18 protein-coding genes and 1 pseudogene are annotated in these 16,560 nt (G+C 58.0%); 6 read left to right on the forward strand and 13 right to left on the reverse strand.

Annotated elements, in window-relative coordinates:
• Window positions 1-103: 103 nt before the first annotated feature.
• From ACSMEV_RS20215 to ACSMEV_RS20230, 4 genes and pseudogenes are all read left to right on the forward strand, one after another.
• A complete protein-coding gene (locus ACSMEV_RS20215) occupies window positions 104-1,264 on the forward strand; it encodes an alpha/beta hydrolase (RefSeq protein ID WP_459206702.1) in 1,161 nt (386 codons plus the stop codon).
• A 115-nt stretch (window positions 1,265-1,379) separates the two neighbouring features.
• Window positions 1,380-2,585, forward strand: coding sequence for an MFS transporter (locus ACSMEV_RS20220; RefSeq protein ID WP_459206703.1), 1,206 nt, complete (start codon window positions 1,380-1,382; stop codon window positions 2,583-2,585).
• Window positions 2,586-3,025: 440 nt separating this feature from the next.
• Window positions 3,026-3,550, forward strand: a pseudogene (locus ACSMEV_RS20225) (MCP four helix bundle domain-containing protein); the annotation flags it as partial.
• A gap of 408 nt (window positions 3,551-3,958) precedes the next feature.
• Window positions 3,959-4,666: a methyl-accepting chemotaxis protein gene (locus ACSMEV_RS20230; protein WP_459208391.1), complete on the forward strand. Its 708-nt coding sequence runs from the start codon at window positions 3,959-3,961 to the stop codon at window positions 4,664-4,666.
• An 87-nt stretch (window positions 4,667-4,753) separates the two neighbouring features.
• Here ACSMEV_RS20230 and ACSMEV_RS20235 read toward each other — a convergent pair whose 3' ends face one another.
• Window positions 4,754-4,987: a hypothetical protein gene (locus tag ACSMEV_RS20235; protein WP_459206704.1), complete on the reverse strand. Its 234-nt coding sequence runs from the start codon at window positions 4,985-4,987 to the stop codon at window positions 4,754-4,756.
• 118 nt (window positions 4,988-5,105) lie between these two features.
• Here ACSMEV_RS20235 and ACSMEV_RS20240 point away from each other — a divergent pair, with 118 nt between their 5' ends.
• The gene (locus ACSMEV_RS20240) at window positions 5,106-5,357 is read left to right on the forward strand and encodes a helix-turn-helix transcriptional regulator (protein WP_314487876.1); all 252 of its coding nucleotides are present in this window, start codon (window positions 5,106-5,108) and stop codon (window positions 5,355-5,357) included.
• 126 nt (window positions 5,358-5,483) lie between these two features.
• Here ACSMEV_RS20240 and thrH read toward each other — a convergent pair whose 3' ends face one another.
• The 3 genes from thrH to ACSMEV_RS20255 are packed head-to-tail and all read right to left on the reverse strand — an operon-like array spanning window position 5,484 to window position 7,533.
• Window positions 5,484-6,089 carry a bifunctional phosphoserine phosphatase/homoserine phosphotransferase ThrH gene (gene thrH / locus ACSMEV_RS20245; RefSeq protein WP_314487873.1) on the reverse strand — a complete coding sequence of 202 codons (606 nt, stop codon included), beginning with the start codon at window positions 6,087-6,089 and terminating at the stop codon, window positions 5,484-5,486.
• Window positions 6,089-6,706 carry a LysE family translocator gene (locus tag ACSMEV_RS20250; RefSeq protein ID WP_314487870.1) on the reverse strand — a complete coding sequence of 206 codons (618 nt, stop codon included), beginning with the start codon at window positions 6,704-6,706 and terminating at the stop codon, window positions 6,089-6,091. Before ACSMEV_RS20250 ends, thrH begins: the two co-directional genes overlap by 1 nt.
• A gap of 47 nt (window positions 6,707-6,753) precedes the next feature.
• Window positions 6,754-7,533, reverse strand: a complete 780-nt coding sequence (locus ACSMEV_RS20255; protein ID WP_459206705.1) for a 2OG-Fe dioxygenase family protein — start codon at window positions 7,531-7,533, stop codon at window positions 6,754-6,756.
• A gap of 118 nt (window positions 7,534-7,651) precedes the next feature.
• Here ACSMEV_RS20255 and ACSMEV_RS20260 point away from each other — a divergent pair, with 118 nt between their 5' ends.
• On the forward strand, window positions 7,652-8,536 hold the full coding sequence (locus tag ACSMEV_RS20260) for a LysR substrate-binding domain-containing protein (protein WP_459206706.1): 885 nt from the start codon (window positions 7,652-7,654) through the stop codon (window positions 8,534-8,536).
• 361 nt (window positions 8,537-8,897) lie between these two features.
• Here the strand turns inward: ACSMEV_RS20260 and ACSMEV_RS20265 are convergent, their stop codons facing one another.
• The 9 genes from ACSMEV_RS20265 to ACSMEV_RS20305 form a co-directional block, all read right to left on the reverse strand.
• Window positions 8,898-9,887, reverse strand: a complete 990-nt coding sequence (locus ACSMEV_RS20265) for a hypothetical protein (protein ID WP_459206707.1) — start codon at window positions 9,885-9,887, stop codon at window positions 8,898-8,900.
• A gap of 159 nt (window positions 9,888-10,046) precedes the next feature.
• Window positions 10,047-10,250, reverse strand: a complete 204-nt coding sequence (locus ACSMEV_RS20270; protein WP_459206708.1) for a hypothetical protein — start codon at window positions 10,248-10,250, stop codon at window positions 10,047-10,049.
• A gap of 154 nt (window positions 10,251-10,404) precedes the next feature.
• A complete protein-coding gene (locus ACSMEV_RS20275; RefSeq protein ID WP_459206709.1) occupies window positions 10,405-11,013 on the reverse strand; it encodes a lasso peptide biosynthesis protein in 609 nt (202 codons plus the stop codon).
• Window positions 11,014-11,811: 798 nt separating this feature from the next.
• Window positions 11,812-12,480 (reverse strand): hypothetical protein, encoded by a 669-nt coding sequence (locus ACSMEV_RS20280; protein WP_459206710.1) that lies wholly within the window; start codon window positions 12,478-12,480, stop codon window positions 11,812-11,814.
• Between the two features lie 451 nt (window positions 12,481-12,931).
• Window positions 12,932-13,714 (reverse strand): hypothetical protein, encoded by a 783-nt coding sequence (locus ACSMEV_RS20285; RefSeq protein WP_459206711.1) that lies wholly within the window; start codon window positions 13,712-13,714, stop codon window positions 12,932-12,934.
• 325 nt (window positions 13,715-14,039) lie between these two features.
• On the reverse strand, window positions 14,040-14,891 hold the full coding sequence (locus ACSMEV_RS20290) for a hypothetical protein (protein ID WP_459206712.1): 852 nt from the start codon (window positions 14,889-14,891) through the stop codon (window positions 14,040-14,042).
• A 141-nt stretch (window positions 14,892-15,032) separates the two neighbouring features.
• The gene (locus tag ACSMEV_RS20295) at window positions 15,033-15,209 is read right to left on the reverse strand and encodes a hypothetical protein (RefSeq protein ID WP_459206713.1); all 177 of its coding nucleotides are present in this window, start codon (window positions 15,207-15,209) and stop codon (window positions 15,033-15,035) included.
• A gap of 237 nt (window positions 15,210-15,446) precedes the next feature.
• Window positions 15,447-15,902, reverse strand: coding sequence for a hypothetical protein (locus tag ACSMEV_RS20300; RefSeq protein ID WP_459206714.1), 456 nt, complete (start codon window positions 15,900-15,902; stop codon window positions 15,447-15,449).
• Window positions 15,899-16,498 carry a tail assembly protein gene (locus ACSMEV_RS20305; protein ID WP_459206715.1) on the reverse strand — a complete coding sequence of 200 codons (600 nt, stop codon included), beginning with the start codon at window positions 16,496-16,498 and terminating at the stop codon, window positions 15,899-15,901. Before ACSMEV_RS20305 ends, ACSMEV_RS20300 begins: the two co-directional genes overlap by 4 nt.
• Window positions 16,499-16,560: the final 62 nt, after the last annotated feature.

Genomic DNA, 16,560 nt, shown 5'->3' on the forward strand with positions numbered 1-16,560 from the left:
GTGCGCAGTATCGGGATCACACTGGAACCAGATTCGCCCGTTCCGCTGCGTGCGCCATTCGCTTGTGCCCTTTCAAGCGCTATCGCCTACCGATGGAGCCCTCATGACCGCGCTGACCGAACCTTTCCCGGAGCATCCGAACACCCCTCCAACCGACCTCGCCCGCCGCGCCATGCTGCAAATGACCGGTACAGGCATCGCCGTGCTGGGCATCGGCGCTGCCCTGCCGAGCGCCACCCTCGCCGCAACCCCGCCGTCCCTCGAGAGGGACTGGGACAAAATCTTTCCCAAAAGCGGCCGGGTCGACCACCAGAAAGTTACCTTCAAGAACCGCTATGGCATCGCCCTGACAGCGGACCTGTACCGCCCACGCAACGCTAAGGGCGAAAGGCTCCCGGCACTCGCCGTGAGCGGCCCCTTCGGCGCGGTCAAAGAGCAGGCCTCCGGTCTCTATGCCCAGACCCTGGCCGAGCGCGGTTTCGTCACCCTCGCCTTCGATCCGTCGTTCACCGGTGAAAGCGGCGGTGAAACACGCAACGTCGCCTCCGCCGACATCAACACCGAAGACTTCAGCGCAGCCATCGACTTCCTCGGCTTGCAGCCTTACGTCGACCGCGACCGCATCGGCGTCGTCGGCATCTGCGGCTTCAGCGGCATGGCCCTCACCGCGGCCACCAGCGACTCGCGCATCAAGGCGCTCGCCACCGCTTCGATGTACGACATGTCACGCAGCATGAGCCGCAGCTACAAAGACAGCTACACGCCCGAACAGCGCCACGTCGTCATCGACTACCTGAGCCAGCAACGCTGGACCGACGCCGAACTCGGCAAACCCGCCCTGGGCTACCACGAAGTGCCTTTCGATGCACACGGCAACATCGTCAAAGGTCAGCGGGTATTGCCGGAAACCTTGCCGAACGATCCAGACCCGGTGTTGGCGGCCTTCTTCGACTACTACCGCACACCGCGCGGCTTCCATCGCCGAAGCGTGAACTCCAGCACTGCCTGGACGGCCACTACGCCCGTGTCGTTCTTCAACTTCCCGATGTACGCCAACCTCGACATGATCGCGCCGCGCCCGCTGCTGTTGGTGGCCGGCGAGCACGCGCATTCGCGTTATTACTCCGAAGATGTCTACAACGCCGCGTCCGGGCCGAAGCAGTTGCTGATCGTACCGGGTGCGGACCACGTGGACTTGTACGACCGTCTGGACAAGATCCCTTTCGACGCACTGACGGCTTTCTTCCAGAAACATCTGGCCTGAACGGCGATGCCCTAACCTGTCGCAAACCTTCCTATCGAGCCAAGCCGCTGGCTGCTCCGCCTGACGGTGGAGGCGGCCAGTCGCCTTGCACCCTGCCCTACCCGACGAGTGATCCATGACCGACCAAAGCAACAGCCCCACCTGGGACGCCGTGGCGTCAGAGCGCAATTCGACATCCCAGGCCCACTGGAGCGGGGTCTTCGCAATGACCCTGTGCGTCTTCGCCCTCATCGCTTCCGAATTCATGCCCGTGAGCCTGCTCACCCCCATCGCCACCGACCTTGGGATCAGCCAAGGCATGGCCGGGCGCGGCATCGCCATCTCGGGCGCGTTCGCCGTCCTCACCAGTTTGTCGATCAGCTGGCTGGCCGGCAGCCTGGACCGCAAGACCATCCTGCTCGGCCTCACCGCCCTGATGGGCCTTTCCGGCGCCGTGGTCGCGCTGGCGCCGAACTACTTCGTCTACATGCTGGGGCGCGCCTTGATCGGCGTGGTGATCGGCGGCTTCTGGTCGATGTCGGCAGCGACGGCCATGCGCCTGGTGCCTGCCGCCCAGGTAGCCAAAGCGCTGGCGATCTTCAATGGCGGCAACGCCCTGGCCACGGTCATTGCCGCGCCGCTGGGCAGTTACCTGGGGGCAGTGGTGGGCTGGCGCGGCGCGTTCCTGGCCCTGGTACCGATTGCGGTGGCCGCGCTGGTGTGGCAATGGGCGAGCTTGCCCGCCATGAAGGCCGACACCCAGGCGCCGGCGGCCAGTTCCGTCTTCACCTTGCTCAAACGCCGCTCGGTGGCCTGGGGCATGGCAGCCAGTGGCGCGTTCTTCATGGGGCAGTTCGCGCTGTTCACCTACGTGCGGCCTTTTCTGGAAACTGTGACGCAGGTGGGGGTGAGCACGCTGTCATGGATGCTGCTGTTGATCGGTGTGGCAGGTCTGGTCGGCACGGCAGTGATCGGCGTGTTCATCAAGCGCGGGCTGTATGTCACGTTGATGGTGATCTCGGTGCTGATGGCGAGCATTGCGCTTGCGCTGATCGCGGTGGGCGGTCTGGTGATGCCTGTGGCCGTACTGCTGGGGTTTTGGGGCTTGCTGGCGACGGCGGCACCGGTGGGTTGGTGGAGCTGGGTGGCGCGCACTCTGCCGGACGATGCCGAAGCTGGCGGTGGACTGATGGTGGCAGTGGTGCAACTGAGTATCGCGCTGGGGTCGACGCTGGGCGGTGTGTTGGTGGACGGCAGTGGCTACAGCGGGGCGTTCGTGGCCAGTGCTGTGGTGTTGATGGTGGCAGCGGCGTTGACGGGGGTGGCGGGACGGCTACGGTGACGGATGGGCACCTGTAAGCGGCGGATGTGGGGCATTTCTGCTCAGGCATTCGGGTTAGAGTCAGATTTTTCGTACGCAGGCCGGTTGCGGCCTGCTTCCTGGCGGATTCGGATTTCACAGGTGGGCATGACCACCGATTTGCGCACATAATCGCAAATGGACAGCGCGTCAAAAATTTCATGTTCGGGCCTGACATGAGCAAGCTTCATCCGTAGGCCCGCTTCCGTGTGATCCGCCCCATATGCCTTAGCCTGCCTGGCTGGCTTGCCTGCTCGACCATCGTCCTGGCCCGCCTTCGAAATAGCCCTTCCCTATCGGAGTAAATGCCAAGGATCAATTAGCGCGCGCCACTGTCACTACATAGTATCGCTTTGCCATTACTCGGTTTTCCGCCAGTAGTCGGCCCGGCACCCCTCCCGCCCGCGCAGGTTTACCCAGGCATGAACAGACCCATCCCCCTCGCTACCCGTATCGGCCTTGGCTTCGCCGCCATCGTCTCGCTACTCGTGCTGGTCACCGCCGTTGGCATCCAACGGGTCGGCTTCATCGACTCGACGCTGGAACACGTCAGTGAAAACGCCGCCAAGATCCAGCGCTACGCGATCAACTTCCGCGGTAGCGTGCACAACCGCGCCATCGCCATCCGCGACGCCGTGCTGGTCGACAACGACCGCGACCTGGCCCGCCACCTGAGCGAAATGACCGAGCTGCAAAAGGCCTACACCGACTCGGCCGGCCCCATGGACCAACTCTTCGCCGAGCGCGGCGTGTCGCCCAACGAGCAGCAACTGCTGCAAGCGATCAAGGAGATCGAAACCCGCACCCTCGCCTCCTCCAAGGCCGTGCTCGACCTGCGCCAAGCCGGCGACATCGCCGGCGCGCAAGCCTTGCTGCTGCGCGAGACCTCGGCCGATTACAGCGAATGGCTCAAGCGCGTCAACGCACTGATCGACCATGAAGAAGCGTCGATCAAGCAACAGTTGAACGAAGTGCAAAACACCGCCAGCCAATTCCGCGGCCTGATGCTGGGCGCCACCGGCGTGGCCCTGGTGCTGAGCATCCTGCTGGCCATGGTGATCATGCGCTTCGTGCGCTCGACCCTCGGCGCCGAGCCTACCGACGTCGGCCAGGCCATAGAACGCCTGGCGGCGGGCGACCTGTGCCAGACCATCGACACGCCCTACCCGCGCAGCGTGATGGGCGTACTCAAGACCGCGCAGGACCGTCTGGCTGACACCATCGCCCAGGTGCGCCTGGCTGCGCAGGCGGTCAACCAGTCGTCCACTCAGTTGTCGCAGACCTCCAGCGCCAACAACGAACAGATCGGCCTGCAAACCCACGAAACCCAGCAGGTGGCCACAGCCATCGCGCAAATGGCAGCCACCGTCAACGAAGTGTCCGGCTATGCGGCCAAAGCGGCCGAGGCCACGCGCCAGGCCGACCAGGAAGTGGAGCAAGGCAACCGCCTGGTCGCTAGCTCCACCTCGGCCATCGAACAGTTGGCGACCACTTTGGCCGACACCACCGACACCGTGGAGGAAGTGTCGCGCCAGGGCGAGCGGATTGGGACGGTGGTGGATGTGATCAACTCCATCGCTTCGCAGACCAACTTGCTTGCCCTGAACGCTGCTATCGAAGCCGCGCGTGCGGGTGAGCATGGGCGTGGTTTCGCCGTGGTGGCGGATGAGGTGCGGTCGCTGGCCAACCGCACGCAGCAGTCGACCGAAGAGATTCGCGAGATGATCAGCAGCTTGCAGACGGGGACCGAGGCGGCTAGCCGGACCATGCGTAGCAGCTGCGAGTTGGCGGATTCCACGGTGAGCCAGACGCGCGATGCGCAGCAGGCGTTGGCGCGGATCAGCCAGGAAGTGGGGGCGTTGAACGATATGAATGCGCAGATCGCCAGCGCTTCGGTGCAGCAAAGCGCGGTGGCGGAGGATGTGGCGCAGAATCTGACGCGGATTCATGGATCGACGGTGCAGACAGCGACGGGGTCGTTGCAGGTGGCTTCGGCGAGTCAGGAGTTGACGGAGCTGGCGGAGCGGTTGGCGGAGAAGGTGGCGATGTTTAAGGTGCGGTGATGGTGGAAGGCCTGGCTGTTGGTTGGGTTTGTTAGACCTGGGGCTGCGCCAGCTGTGGGCTGGCGGCAGCCTGGTGGCTCCAATCGGTCAGATCAGGTCAGGTCCGGTCTTATCTCTGAGGCTGATCAGCTTTCCGCACTCCTCGCCCGCTAGCTGGCTGATGATCTTGATCGCTTGGTGGATGCCTGCGGTTTTGCGCAAGGCCGAAGGAGCGTTGGGACCGCATTCCAGCGCTTCGTCGTGGTCGATCAGGGCTTCGCTTAGTAGCTCGAGCGTCCAGGCGTAGCTTTGGATTTTGGATAGTTGCTCTTGGTCGGTCATCAGGCGCGCTCCTCGGTTCGAAGGCAATGCGGATCAAGCGGCTGATGCTAACAAAAACCTATTTTGGGATAAACCTAAATCAGGATTATTCAGGTATCCGGTTCTGATCCGGTGCTATATGAAAACTATCCACTCCACGCCATACCAAAGGTTGCTTGCCCTGCTGGTAGAAGCCCGCAAGGCAGCGAAAATGACCCAGCGAGATCTCTCGGAAAGGCTTGGACGGCCTCAGTCCTATGTATCGAAGTACGAGAGGGGTGAGCGGCGGTTGGATGTGATCGAGTTTATGGAAATTGCTCGGTATATCCAGGCCGATCCATATGGCCTGCTGCGCCAGGTGGATTCCATGCTGATAGACCAAGACGCCTGACGCAGGCGCTCAAACGAAGGCGTTTCAAGTTCCACTGACTGAATGCCTGGACCGGGGCGCAGGGTACGCGCCGGTCAAGGCGAGGTGCATCTGCAAGTCATGCAGAGTGCTTCTTCAAGTCTTCCATCACGCTACTTGAGCGAGAATTTCACCCAGGCTCTGCACCACCTCCAGATCAGGCGCCGCATCGAGCGTCGCGATCGAAGGGTTGATCAGGAAGCCTTGAGTGGCCCGCCGCAACATCGCGAGATCGTTGAACGCATCTCCGACCGCCAATACCTCGAGTCCATGCTCAAGGGCCTCGTCGACGTGCTCCACTTTTCCAGTTCTCGGGAAGTAGCTCACTTCCGATACGAACCCTTGTTCGTCCGTGCGCAAATTGTGGCAAAGCGCATGGGGTTCGCCCAGTTTGAGCAGAAGGGGTAAGGCCAGCTCATGAAAGCAGTCCGACACGATATTGACCTCATAGCCTTTGGCTTCAAGGCTTTTCAGAAAGCCCGCCGCGTCGGGAAAGGGTGAAACGCCCCTGATGATCCACTGAACGGCTTTGAGGGTAATGCCGTGACTGCGCAGCAAGTCGATACGCCGTCGCATCAGCGCGTCATAATCGGGAAACTCGCGCGTCGTGGCGAAAAGCGCTTTCACCCCAGTGCTCACCGCGATCTTTGGCCAGAGCTCAGGGACCAGTACGCCTTCGAGGTCGATACAGGCAACTTTCTTGTGGGCTGGCATCAATGGCCCACCCCTGGCAGTACCAGGCTGATGCCCAGACCTATCAACGCAGAGCCGATGACTTTGTCGATCACGTGCTGCTTGGACAGCATGCGCTGACGTAGCGCTTCGGCCGAAAAGAAGATGGCGACCAGGCTGAACCACAACCAGTGCGATACCGACATGAACAGGCCGTATGCAAAGTTCACGGCCAAGGTGTTATTCGCCTGCACCACCTGGCTGTAGGTGGCGACCACGAACAGCATGGTCTTGGGGTTCAACGCATTGGTCAGGAACCCCATGCCGAACGCTTTGCCCGTCGAGGGACGCGGCCCGCTCGCAGTGCCGAGTTGCAGTGTGGATTTGCTGGTAAACGATTTCCAGCCCAGGTACACCAGGTAAGCGGCGCCGAGCAGTTTCATGGCCATGAACAGGACCGGCGAGTGGGTGATGATGATGGCGATACCGAATACCGTGTAGAAAACGTGTACCTGCACGCCACATGCAATACCCAATGCCGCCGACAAACCGCTGCGACGTCCGTAGGAGTAGCTATTGCGTGTCACCATCGCAAAGTCCGGGCCAGGGCTTATGACGGCCAGAATGGTAATCACCGCCACCGCTATCAATTCATTCATGGGTACGACTCCTTTCGGCGGCATGCGTGGGCATGCCGCGTCATCATTCAACGCTTTTTGAAGGTGATTACCAGCACGTCCCGAAATGCAGGCTGCAGCGGGTCGAGTTGAACGATCGGCGTCACCCCATGCATGACCTGCTCGTCGTTGACGATCGCCGCTTCCATCTCGTCGGCCAGCGTGTACTTGCTCAGCGGCCGTTTATGGCGATCGTAGATGGTGGTCTCGCCGTTGATGACGTTCACCCGGTTCACCATCATCATGAACACGAAGTTCACGCCGTCGCGATGAACACCCTCCGGCGTGGGCGACGCGGCCAACTGTGACGCGTCGATCCGGAATTGATGCACTTCGACATGCCAGCCGTAGAACGGCGCCAAGCGACCGAACAGCGTGCAACAAAGCTCCATCGCCGCTGTGAAGACGCGGTTCTCGCAGATCGACAACTCCATGGGGGCGAAGTCCCGCGCGATCCCACCGTTTAGGTTGTTGTAATCCAGACTCTGGTAATGCGGCTGATGAGGTTTGGGTTCAGCGATAGTGGAGCCCGGCGCCACGCTGTAGGTGGCATGGCGGCGTGAACGGTAAGTGCCGCCGTCGCGCATGAACCGGTCTTGCTCCAACCGGTTCCAGCTTTGCTGAAACGCGGCCCAGTCATCCGTCGCACCTGGCTCGATGGCGCACAGCAAGTCCGCCACTTTGCGGGCCGACATGAAGGAAAAGTCTTTTTGCGCGATGTTTTCGCACAGAAGGTTCAAGCGCGAGTGGGCGCTGAAGTACGCAGGGTCGATCGATACTTCGGGGTTGAAGTGTTCTACCGTATTCACAGGCTCCATCCTATTAGTTCGTGCTCCTCATGAGCACGTTCAGGGCCAGAGCATGCCGCCTTGTAGGCCTAAGGAAAATCGATTTATAGTCGCGCAAATCTGTGAGATTTCATCGCCTATGAAACTGCCTGCCCTGACAGCCTTCCACTTTTTTACAGTGGCCGCCCGAACCGAAAGCTTCGTCCATGCAGCGCGACTGCTACATGTGACGCATGGCGCCGTGAGTCGCCAAGTGAGGCAGTTGGAGGAGGCGATTGGCGTAGAGCTGTTCGAGCGCCGCAACCGCGCCATCTTCCTGAACGACGCGGGAAGGCACCTCTACAACCTGACCGGCCCGTTCTTCGAGCAGCTCGAAAGCACGGTGGGCGCACTTCGGCGCGAGTCGCGCGAGGAAACCATCGTGGTCTCGTGCGAGCCCACGATCGCGATGAAGTGGCTCATACCTCGCCTGCCTGAATTCCAGGCCGCCTACCCTGCCCTGCAAATCCAACTGCTTGCAGCGGGAGGCCCCATCGATTTTGTTAGGTCAGGCGCAGACGTGGCCGTGCGGCGCGATGACTTTTATTGGGACGATACGGTTCATGCACAGACCATTTGCGAGGAATGGATAGGCCCGGTGTGTACGCCTTCGCAATGGGACAAACATCGGCAGCTCGATGGGATGCCTTTGTTGCGGGCCAAGACTCGGTTACAGGCGTGGGAAAGCTGGATGCGGCTGAGTGGGGTTTCTGCGCCTAGCTCGATGAAGATGGATTATGAGCATTTTTACCTGTGTAATCAGGCGGCGGCGGCCGGGCTGGGCGTGAGTATGTCTTCAGTGTTGATGGTGCAGGATGAGCTGAAGTCGGGGCAGTTGCTTGCGCCTTTGGGGTTTGCGCGGGATGGGTCGCGGTATTGTTTGCTGTCGCCTAGGGCAGTTGGGGAGAGTGCAAAGGCTGAGGCTTTTCGAGATTGGGTTACTGGCCAGATGCAAGCGAGCTTGCAAGGCGTAAAGGTGCTTTAGATTGATTTCGCGTTTGCAGGCCTTATTTCCCGTTATCGCATATAGAAACCGACTAATAATCTTGCTTGAGCTTCTTTATCTGGCAACGTTCTGCCGGAATCACTCTGCGAACCATGTTATTGCCTGCGAACGAACCTAGGTAGACAGGAACGGCAAAGCCCGCACTAGGCGGGCTTTGCGGGTTTTTTCATAGGCAGTCATGGACCGCTAGAAACCTATTTCTGGTGCGGAGACAGGAATCGAATCAGGCACCTACAGACCAGCAAAATTAATGATTGATCAATGAAAATGGTCCACCCGTATACCTAAACGTATACCTAAACTCGAAGGTACCCCCGTAACGAGGGCACCTTTCAAGAAATCAGTCCGTAGATTCCTCATCGTCGGAATCATCCGCAGCCGCTACCTCTGGCTCGAGCAGGCCGCTTTGAGTGCTGCCTAGGATGTTGGCTGATTGAATGGCCCCAGCCTTATACCGCCCAAGCACCAGAAGCTCGACTGGTTCATGCTTCGCGAAGGCCAACGAGATCTCCTCGATACATTTGGCAGCGTTCTGCCCACGGAAGAGGTCCGTCTGGATCTGGCCGGTCCGCTCGCTGTATAGGACCACCCTCCATTTATCCTCAAACCTCTTGAGCTGAACGATTTCATAGGGCCCATCAATGCGGCTAACGGCGGTAGCTTCACGCCCTCGCTGATTGATAGCCTCAATCTGTGGCTTGGTGAGCTCAACGTCACCATAGGTGATTTTGTTGGCGTCGTAGGCGCCTTTAACCAAGCTCATAGCAGCTTTGCCCATGTCCGCTTGGAGCTGAGCTAGGTGCTCGTTTTGGTTGAGGATCTGAGCCACCATCTGTTGCTTGTTAGCGTCGGCCTGGATGGCCGCCTGCGTGTCCATCCAGTGCACACTCCCATAGGTGGCACTCGCCAAGAAAGCGGCTCCCAGAATGGTTGTTACAAGCTGTTTTCCCGTCATGCGTTCGATGGCCCTTGCTCCTAAGCTGGTGAGAGCACTCCACAGCTCCGTCTCAGTGTCAGTGCTTCCCTCCTGCACATTGAAAACGAGCTCTATCTCTTTGCGATCATCCTCGGTCATCGACTTTGCAGTCTTGCCATAAGCTATCGAAGCATAGGCGCGATTGATCGCGGCTTGATAGTCGATCAGCGCCTTAAGAACGCCAGTTGGAAGCGAGCTGTGGTACCGCTCCCCTTCGATATCAATATCGAGCTTGGGCCAGCCGTCAAACTTGATCAGCACACTGCAATTGTCGAAAACTCCAGCAATCGCCTGCTCGAAGTAATGACGCGCCTCCCCCTCAGAGGTGACCACAAGCTCAACGACGTCAGACATCCCTTCCTCCCCTTGTAGGACACCGTGCTCCAGGCTCTTTGCGAAGCATCCAGTGTGCGGTAGGGCTTATACCGCCTTGCGCAGAGATTCGCCAGCAACTAGCCGTCACGAAACGATCGGCGGATGGTGGGAAAAATCCGGGGGGCTTCCAGCCAATGACTAAAGCCCCATCCGCATGATGATCTGGCGCGGTTCTATTTCATCGCGAAGCGCCCGGCTGGCGTCCATGGTCATCTGGTTGAGCGCCTTGCTCTCGAATGCCTCGGCCATGGCAGCGGCGTTCCTGACGATCAGTAACGCCAACACAGGCGGGAAGGTGATCGGTTCCGGGTCGGGTAGGTAGTCACAGTCAATAACGGACATGGGGCCGCTCTCGGTGTGATGGCGCTCAACGTGGTAGCTGGGTAGTTCTCGAAAGGCTCGGTCATCTACTGGGCCTGCGCCACCTGCACATTTTTGTTGCTCCTGCGCTTTCTTGCCAGACCTGCCGGCCAACCCTCGCCTGACACGCATCCACTCAAATGTAAACCTGCTCCCTTCGCACATCGAAGTATTTGCTGGCCAGCGCAGTCGGTGACGTCCGAATACCGCACTGGTCAGCAATCATCGCTGCCCGATGCCAAAGCTCCACCGGAGGGGGCGAGCCATCGTAGGGCGATTTTAGCAGCGCGTTCCGATCAGCCAGTTGGAAGTACACGCCCAGGGGCGCAGCGGCAAACTCCTGCGTTTCTGTACCCAAGCCACCTGGACGGCCGGCGCCGTACGTTAGTGAGCAGGGCAAATCGGTGTCCACGTCGATGCCAGCATAGACTACGCCGCTGAGTCTTTTGCCTTCCACTCTATCTGGATAAGCAACCGCTGCGTCGAATATCTTTCCATCAATTTCGACCCAGGAATGATCGAAGATGTATCCGTATCCGGCCACCTCTCCAATCCTGATTACCGAGTCGATACCTCGCTCCTTGAGCAACATATGGAGAACGGCCGAACTCGAGTGGCACGCTGCGAACCAACCCGTGGCCTCGATGTATCGTACCAATCCGGTAAACATCTCCCCCACCACCTTCGGGGTCCCAGTTGCGGTGGAGATATTTGTCACTGCTATAGCTAGTTCGTTGATTTGCAAGACGGGCCCTCCAAACTCGTAATGCACCCGTCCAACTGCGGGGTGCGTATTCCACGATACGTTGGGGCGCCGTTGCCTAAGTGCAAGTCTCTCGTCAGTAAGCGTCTGCGAACCCGGCCATAGGCCTTAATCCTCGGCCCCGGCCGCCCTTTCAATGGCCCGGCATGTCAGGTTTTGTCAGGTTCTGAACCTCTCGATTTCTCTTGACGAGCACATACGGTAATTCTTGACGGCCACCGCTCCTATAGGCCCGTCAGATTCAGCGCCAGCCCTTGTACAGCAAGGCTTACAGCCGATCCTGCTCAAGCGCCAGCGGCTGAATCCGTCAAGGCCCTGTCAAGGATTCCGTCAAGGCCTGTCAAGAATTTCGCCATCCCCCGGCCATTCTGGACGAGTACACGCCGGTCTATGGTGGTCAGCCTCCCGCGCATCAGGAAAATCACCGTTCCCACGCCATTCCACCTGCTGGTGGTGGCGCCGATCCGTCCAGAGCCTGTCCAGAAGCCGTCAGGGGTCTGTCAGGGGTGAGGCATGGGCCAAAGCCTCTGCTTTGACGGCGTCCAGCACCGGGAAGACCTCAGACGCACGGCCACAGGGGGTACTGCTATCTGCCCGGCCCGTACTCCGTCAAAGCGTGGTCAAAGTAGCGCCCAGCACCACCGGCAATGTGAGACGGCGCCGGCCGACAGTCTTTACCAGCACGGCATGACATAGGGCCCCAGGCGCTCAGTCCATACTGGTTCCGTCTCATGCCTGTCTCACATTCGGTAAAGGCTGGGTAAAGCTAAGTCTGCGGCGCTATTGGGCTGCGGCGCTGGAAATCTGATCAAAGTCGAGTCGCCCCCCGGACAAAGCAGCCTGGATCAGTTGCTCGCGAGCGACGGGGTAAATCGCTTTCCCTACATGCCCCTTGTATTCCACCAAAGCCCAGAGACAACTGCTCACGCCAAAATCCAAGAGAACTGTGCGCTTGGCATGTAACCAGACCTCGCGTGGCTTTTTCCAGGACCATGCACGGTGCCCACGATGCGATCCTTCAAGGTTTTTAAACTCCTTGCCGTGGAAGAGCTCCACGAGATCTGATTCGGACGCCCTCGCATCTAGCTCTGCTCGACGGAAGTAACCGAGCCATGAGGTCGCTGCCTGAGGTCCAAAAATTGGCAATGCTAGTCGGTACTCTTCAAGCTGGTAATGTTCTGGGTCTGGCAGAGCAGCTCCGAGGCTAATGTGTTTGCTGAAGCCCTCTGCATTGACAATCCAGATCATATTCTCGCCGTAGAACTGCTCCCTGCTTTGCATCTCATCTATCGGCATTGGTGAATTCTGCAGCTCAATCACTAGGTCATCAGGCCGCCGGATATCGGCTATGTGCTTTTCCCCTGTAGCCTCATCGCAGCGGACATTTTCACGCCACTCGAACGGGAAAACCTCCTTCCAAGCCTTGTGCCATGGACCTTCATTTTCCATCCAGGGGTCGCAATGGCGTCGACCGGCATGCGCCCAGTGCCAGCGAACGATCGGCCCACACTTCGCCTGAGCTGGCGCCCCGCACCTCTCACAAACACCCTTCAGCCCAGGAGCCGGCGGCATTCGTTGCCCATCAACAGCTGCTATGTCCATTGAAGCCATGAAACTTCCCTCCTGAAACGGGCCAAAGGAGAATAGCTCGGGCCAGGCACAAAACCGACCTGACAGCCGGCCGATCTCTGTGCGGCAAGCATTGTGGTTTTCATGTGGTTATTCGCGGCAGGCGCGGCAGATCGATTGCTACCGGCAAGGCCATCATACCGTGGAAACCGGAATGGAAACCTGGGCCTGGCAACCTCAACATTTCTCAACAGGCAGCCCGCCCAAGTTCACGCCGGCGCCGCGGAGAGAATGGACGAGCCAGGAGTTAGTAACAATCACGAATGGCTTGTCAGTCGCTAGGAAGGTGCCGCTTGGAACCGCTCCAGTTGAAGCAATTCAGCACCTCAATGAGCACGGACTGTAAGCGCTCCATCGATTCGGGAGAAACATCAACTTCGCCGTAGTGCCCGTCAGCCATTGTTGAGCCGTATCTTGATCCATTCAAGCAATTCAGCATCAACACTCCGCCTGGGGCTTTTACCATCGTGTTGTCGATCGGCTTGAGGTCTATTTTAGCCCCTCGCACCCCAAGCCCTCTTGCTCGGTCCTCTTGATGCTGAGCTGAATTCCTAACCCCCCGCAAATGAGGGAAATGCTCATTCATCTTGTTACTTAGTTGAGTGATTTCTGGTGGAACGCCGGCGGTTTTGCTGAGAACCGTGAGGAATTTGTCGAATGCATCCATCGCATATAGAAAAGCTCTGGCATAGATGAAAACGACGTTGTGTTGCAGCTGACGGGGTACTCGGCCTTGAGACCATTTCTCCCGTTTGTGTATCACCTCAGCCTCAAAGTAGGTCTCCATGTAGTGATCACGCCTGAAGACTCCCCTAGCCTGAATTAGCGCGTCCTGTATCTCACTACGTCGCGCCCTGTCTCTCTCCCAGTCATCGTGACTGTGAGAGGGATTTTGGGAATCGAGTATCCGGGCTTGGTGGAATAGGTTCAAAGCTGTATTGGCTTCAAAAAAACTCCCTTCGAGGTGCCGAAGCAGGCCCTCCACCTCCCAAGACAACTGGCGGTCTTCCATCTCAAGCCAAACGCCAGGCACAACCAGCTCAAAAACCCACATTCCATGCTCCTCGTGCGCGGGAGAGATTGGGCTCCATTGTAGCCACTGGTTCGCGCCATGAGAGCTGCGAACCATATGCGCGAACCACCGGTGTGAACTCGCCCAGCGCCAGAATGCTTACCAACAGCGCGTATCTGGCTGCGTACCGCGGCAGTATCGCGCACTCTGACTGCGTGAAGATTGTGCGTGGAGCACTGCGCGAAACAGGCCCGGCACTGCCTGCTGTAGCTCCCCTTTTCTTGGATACTAGGGTGGCTACCGGGGATCAGTCCCGCGCCATCGAGCTCCCGAAACGCATAGATCGCATATTACGGAGACAATTTAACTACGAACCTATAACGTATGTGTAAGCAATAAAATCGGGAACATCAAATACATCTCCTCCCACTGCAATATCTCGCCTATTTATCTTGTCGGGGTTACTCTTGACATACTCACCCAGTGAAGCCAAGAAGCCAAGATCATGCGCATCTTGCATATCAATATAAAATGAAACCAACTGGTGGCTACCTTCCGCAGCGACCATCGCGGTAATATGACCTAAGTCAGAGCCCAAGCCAGCCGCTATTTGGGATATCTCCAGCAAGCTGGCGGATAGTGGTGTCCGACTAACTACCATTTCGTATGCTCGCTTTCTGAGTTCGGTACCCCAAATCGTAACCGCACCATCAACCAACAGCTCCCAGATTGGAGCATCGTAGTAGGGGCATGGGTTACCAGACCAATATGCATGGATTCCGGTATTCCATACTTGACTGCCGCTGTGCCGGAGCATGAGCATCCAAGTGATCCAATTTGCATCTAAGCGTGTTTTATTTGACTTAGCGGACACCCCCACATCAGTTAGATTATCTATTCTAATATGCCCACCCTTTCCTCCCCACGCCTGATCTTCTGCAACAGCAAGCGCACTTTCAGGTGTATCAAATACGAAAAGACCTCTTAACCGGGAAGTACTGTCGGGGAAATTTTGATGCCGATGATCTTCAAGGATTTGTTCAAACTCAAGCCTTTCCCAATCCTTATCGATCACAATTCTCGCAAGAGTCATGGAAAGGAACGACCCCGTAGGATTGCAATTTGCAATGAGACTTTTACTTAAAAGCACGCCACGGTAGACATTCCAAGCTACCACAGGATGCTCAATATCAAGATACATGAAACCTTCTAATTTCATCTTCCGTGTACTCGAAAGTTAAATAAACAGAAAAATTCTCTAGCAAATTCGCTCGTCGTTATGCGCGAAACTCTGAAGCAGATAACAGGGTCTGTCTCACGCCACAAAACTGTGAGGTAGCATTTCGTGGAGCGGAATCAGTCACAAGCAGCTCTTCGTCGACTCCAGCGCCGTTGCTCTACCAGCGCCAAAATCCATGTACCAGCGCTGATAGAACTTCACATCGCTGCCGCTGGCGGACCTGCTGATCTGCAAAATCTCGTTGGTGCCCATATCGTCACCACTTAGCAGGCGGTAACCGCTTTCGGTTTCAGCCAACGTAGCCCCTGGGCGACTCTCCTGCCACTGAGGGAAGACGCACAGAGCGTATGCCTTGGGCTGCTTGGCTGTCTGAGCAGAATAGGTTGGGCCCTTCCGAATCAGTTCACCGGGTGAATAACAGCCCGCGACACTGAGGGCAAGAGTTGCGATTATGGCTAGGCCGGTAGAGCGCATGGTTCAGTCATCCGTTACTCAAGAAACGGAAACGCTAACATGCGCCCGACCAAAGCCCAATCAGTGACGACGCTCTCCGAGCATTTCGGCGCCAGCGGCAACAGCGAAAGAACGCCGCCAGCTCTCCACAAGGTCGCCCTTGGCACTTGGAGACAGCCCCGTCAGGTAGACGACCGCAGGATGATGACCACCAACGGTGCTAATCAGATCTCGCGTATTCACGCCATGGTCGCTGCAGAAATCTGCAAAAGCTTGGTTAGCTGCGGCGATCTGATCAAAACATTCCAGCTTAGCGGCGCCATCCATAGCTGAACTCGCGAAGTTCAATGCCAGGCCGCGCATTTCGCATTCGAAAAGCTGGGCCACACGACATAGCATTCTCGTCGTGTTGAGAAACTCCAGGCTTGCCACTTCCACATGCTCTGTGGGGCAGTTATCTATCAACTGGCGGACCTGGGCGTGATCTTTTTGAGCGATGGCCTTAATCGTGTGGGCGATCCTTTCACGTACGTTCATGCCTTGTCCTCCGCGACAATCGAGGCCGAAATGATCGCTCCTCCCCAGCGACGTTCGCCGATGCAGATTGGTACGGGGTTACCGCTGGCGGTAGTGTTTTTGGCTGAGCCGAATGCATATGACGGGAGGTTTTCAGGGGCCCCACTCTGGGACAGCACACCGGCTTGAGGACTTAGCATCTGGATTACGCCGCCGGCCGTAGATCCAATGCCCGCGGCAAGGAATGCTGCCTGAGATCCTGGTGCGACAAAAAACGATGCGATGATGAGCACTACCCCGATGACGGTTTGCAGAACCCCTGCCCGTTTGCTGCCATGAATCACGGGTACGAACCACAGCTCCCGAGCGCCGCCCAGGTCTAGTTCATCCTGTCCGATGTTTTTTCCGTTCTTGAATACCGCGAACCTAAGTCCTCGACTTTCAGCATCGGCCACGTCCTGGGCAAAGCCCGGATAGTTCACGTCAATAGCCTTGACCGCCTCCTTGGGGTCGCCCCGGTCCAGCAGGAAACTCTGTTCCTTGAAGTATTTTTTTTGAAGGAAGCCGCCAAGGCGCACTTTCGTCCGAGGGGTGTAATGAGCTGCTGTAGCTGCCATGAGTCAACTCCTTGATGCGCCGCTGGCGCTTGTTGTGGGCAAATGCCCGGTGGTGTGGTTAA

The organism is Pseudomonas sp. MLB6B (assembly GCF_054508135.1).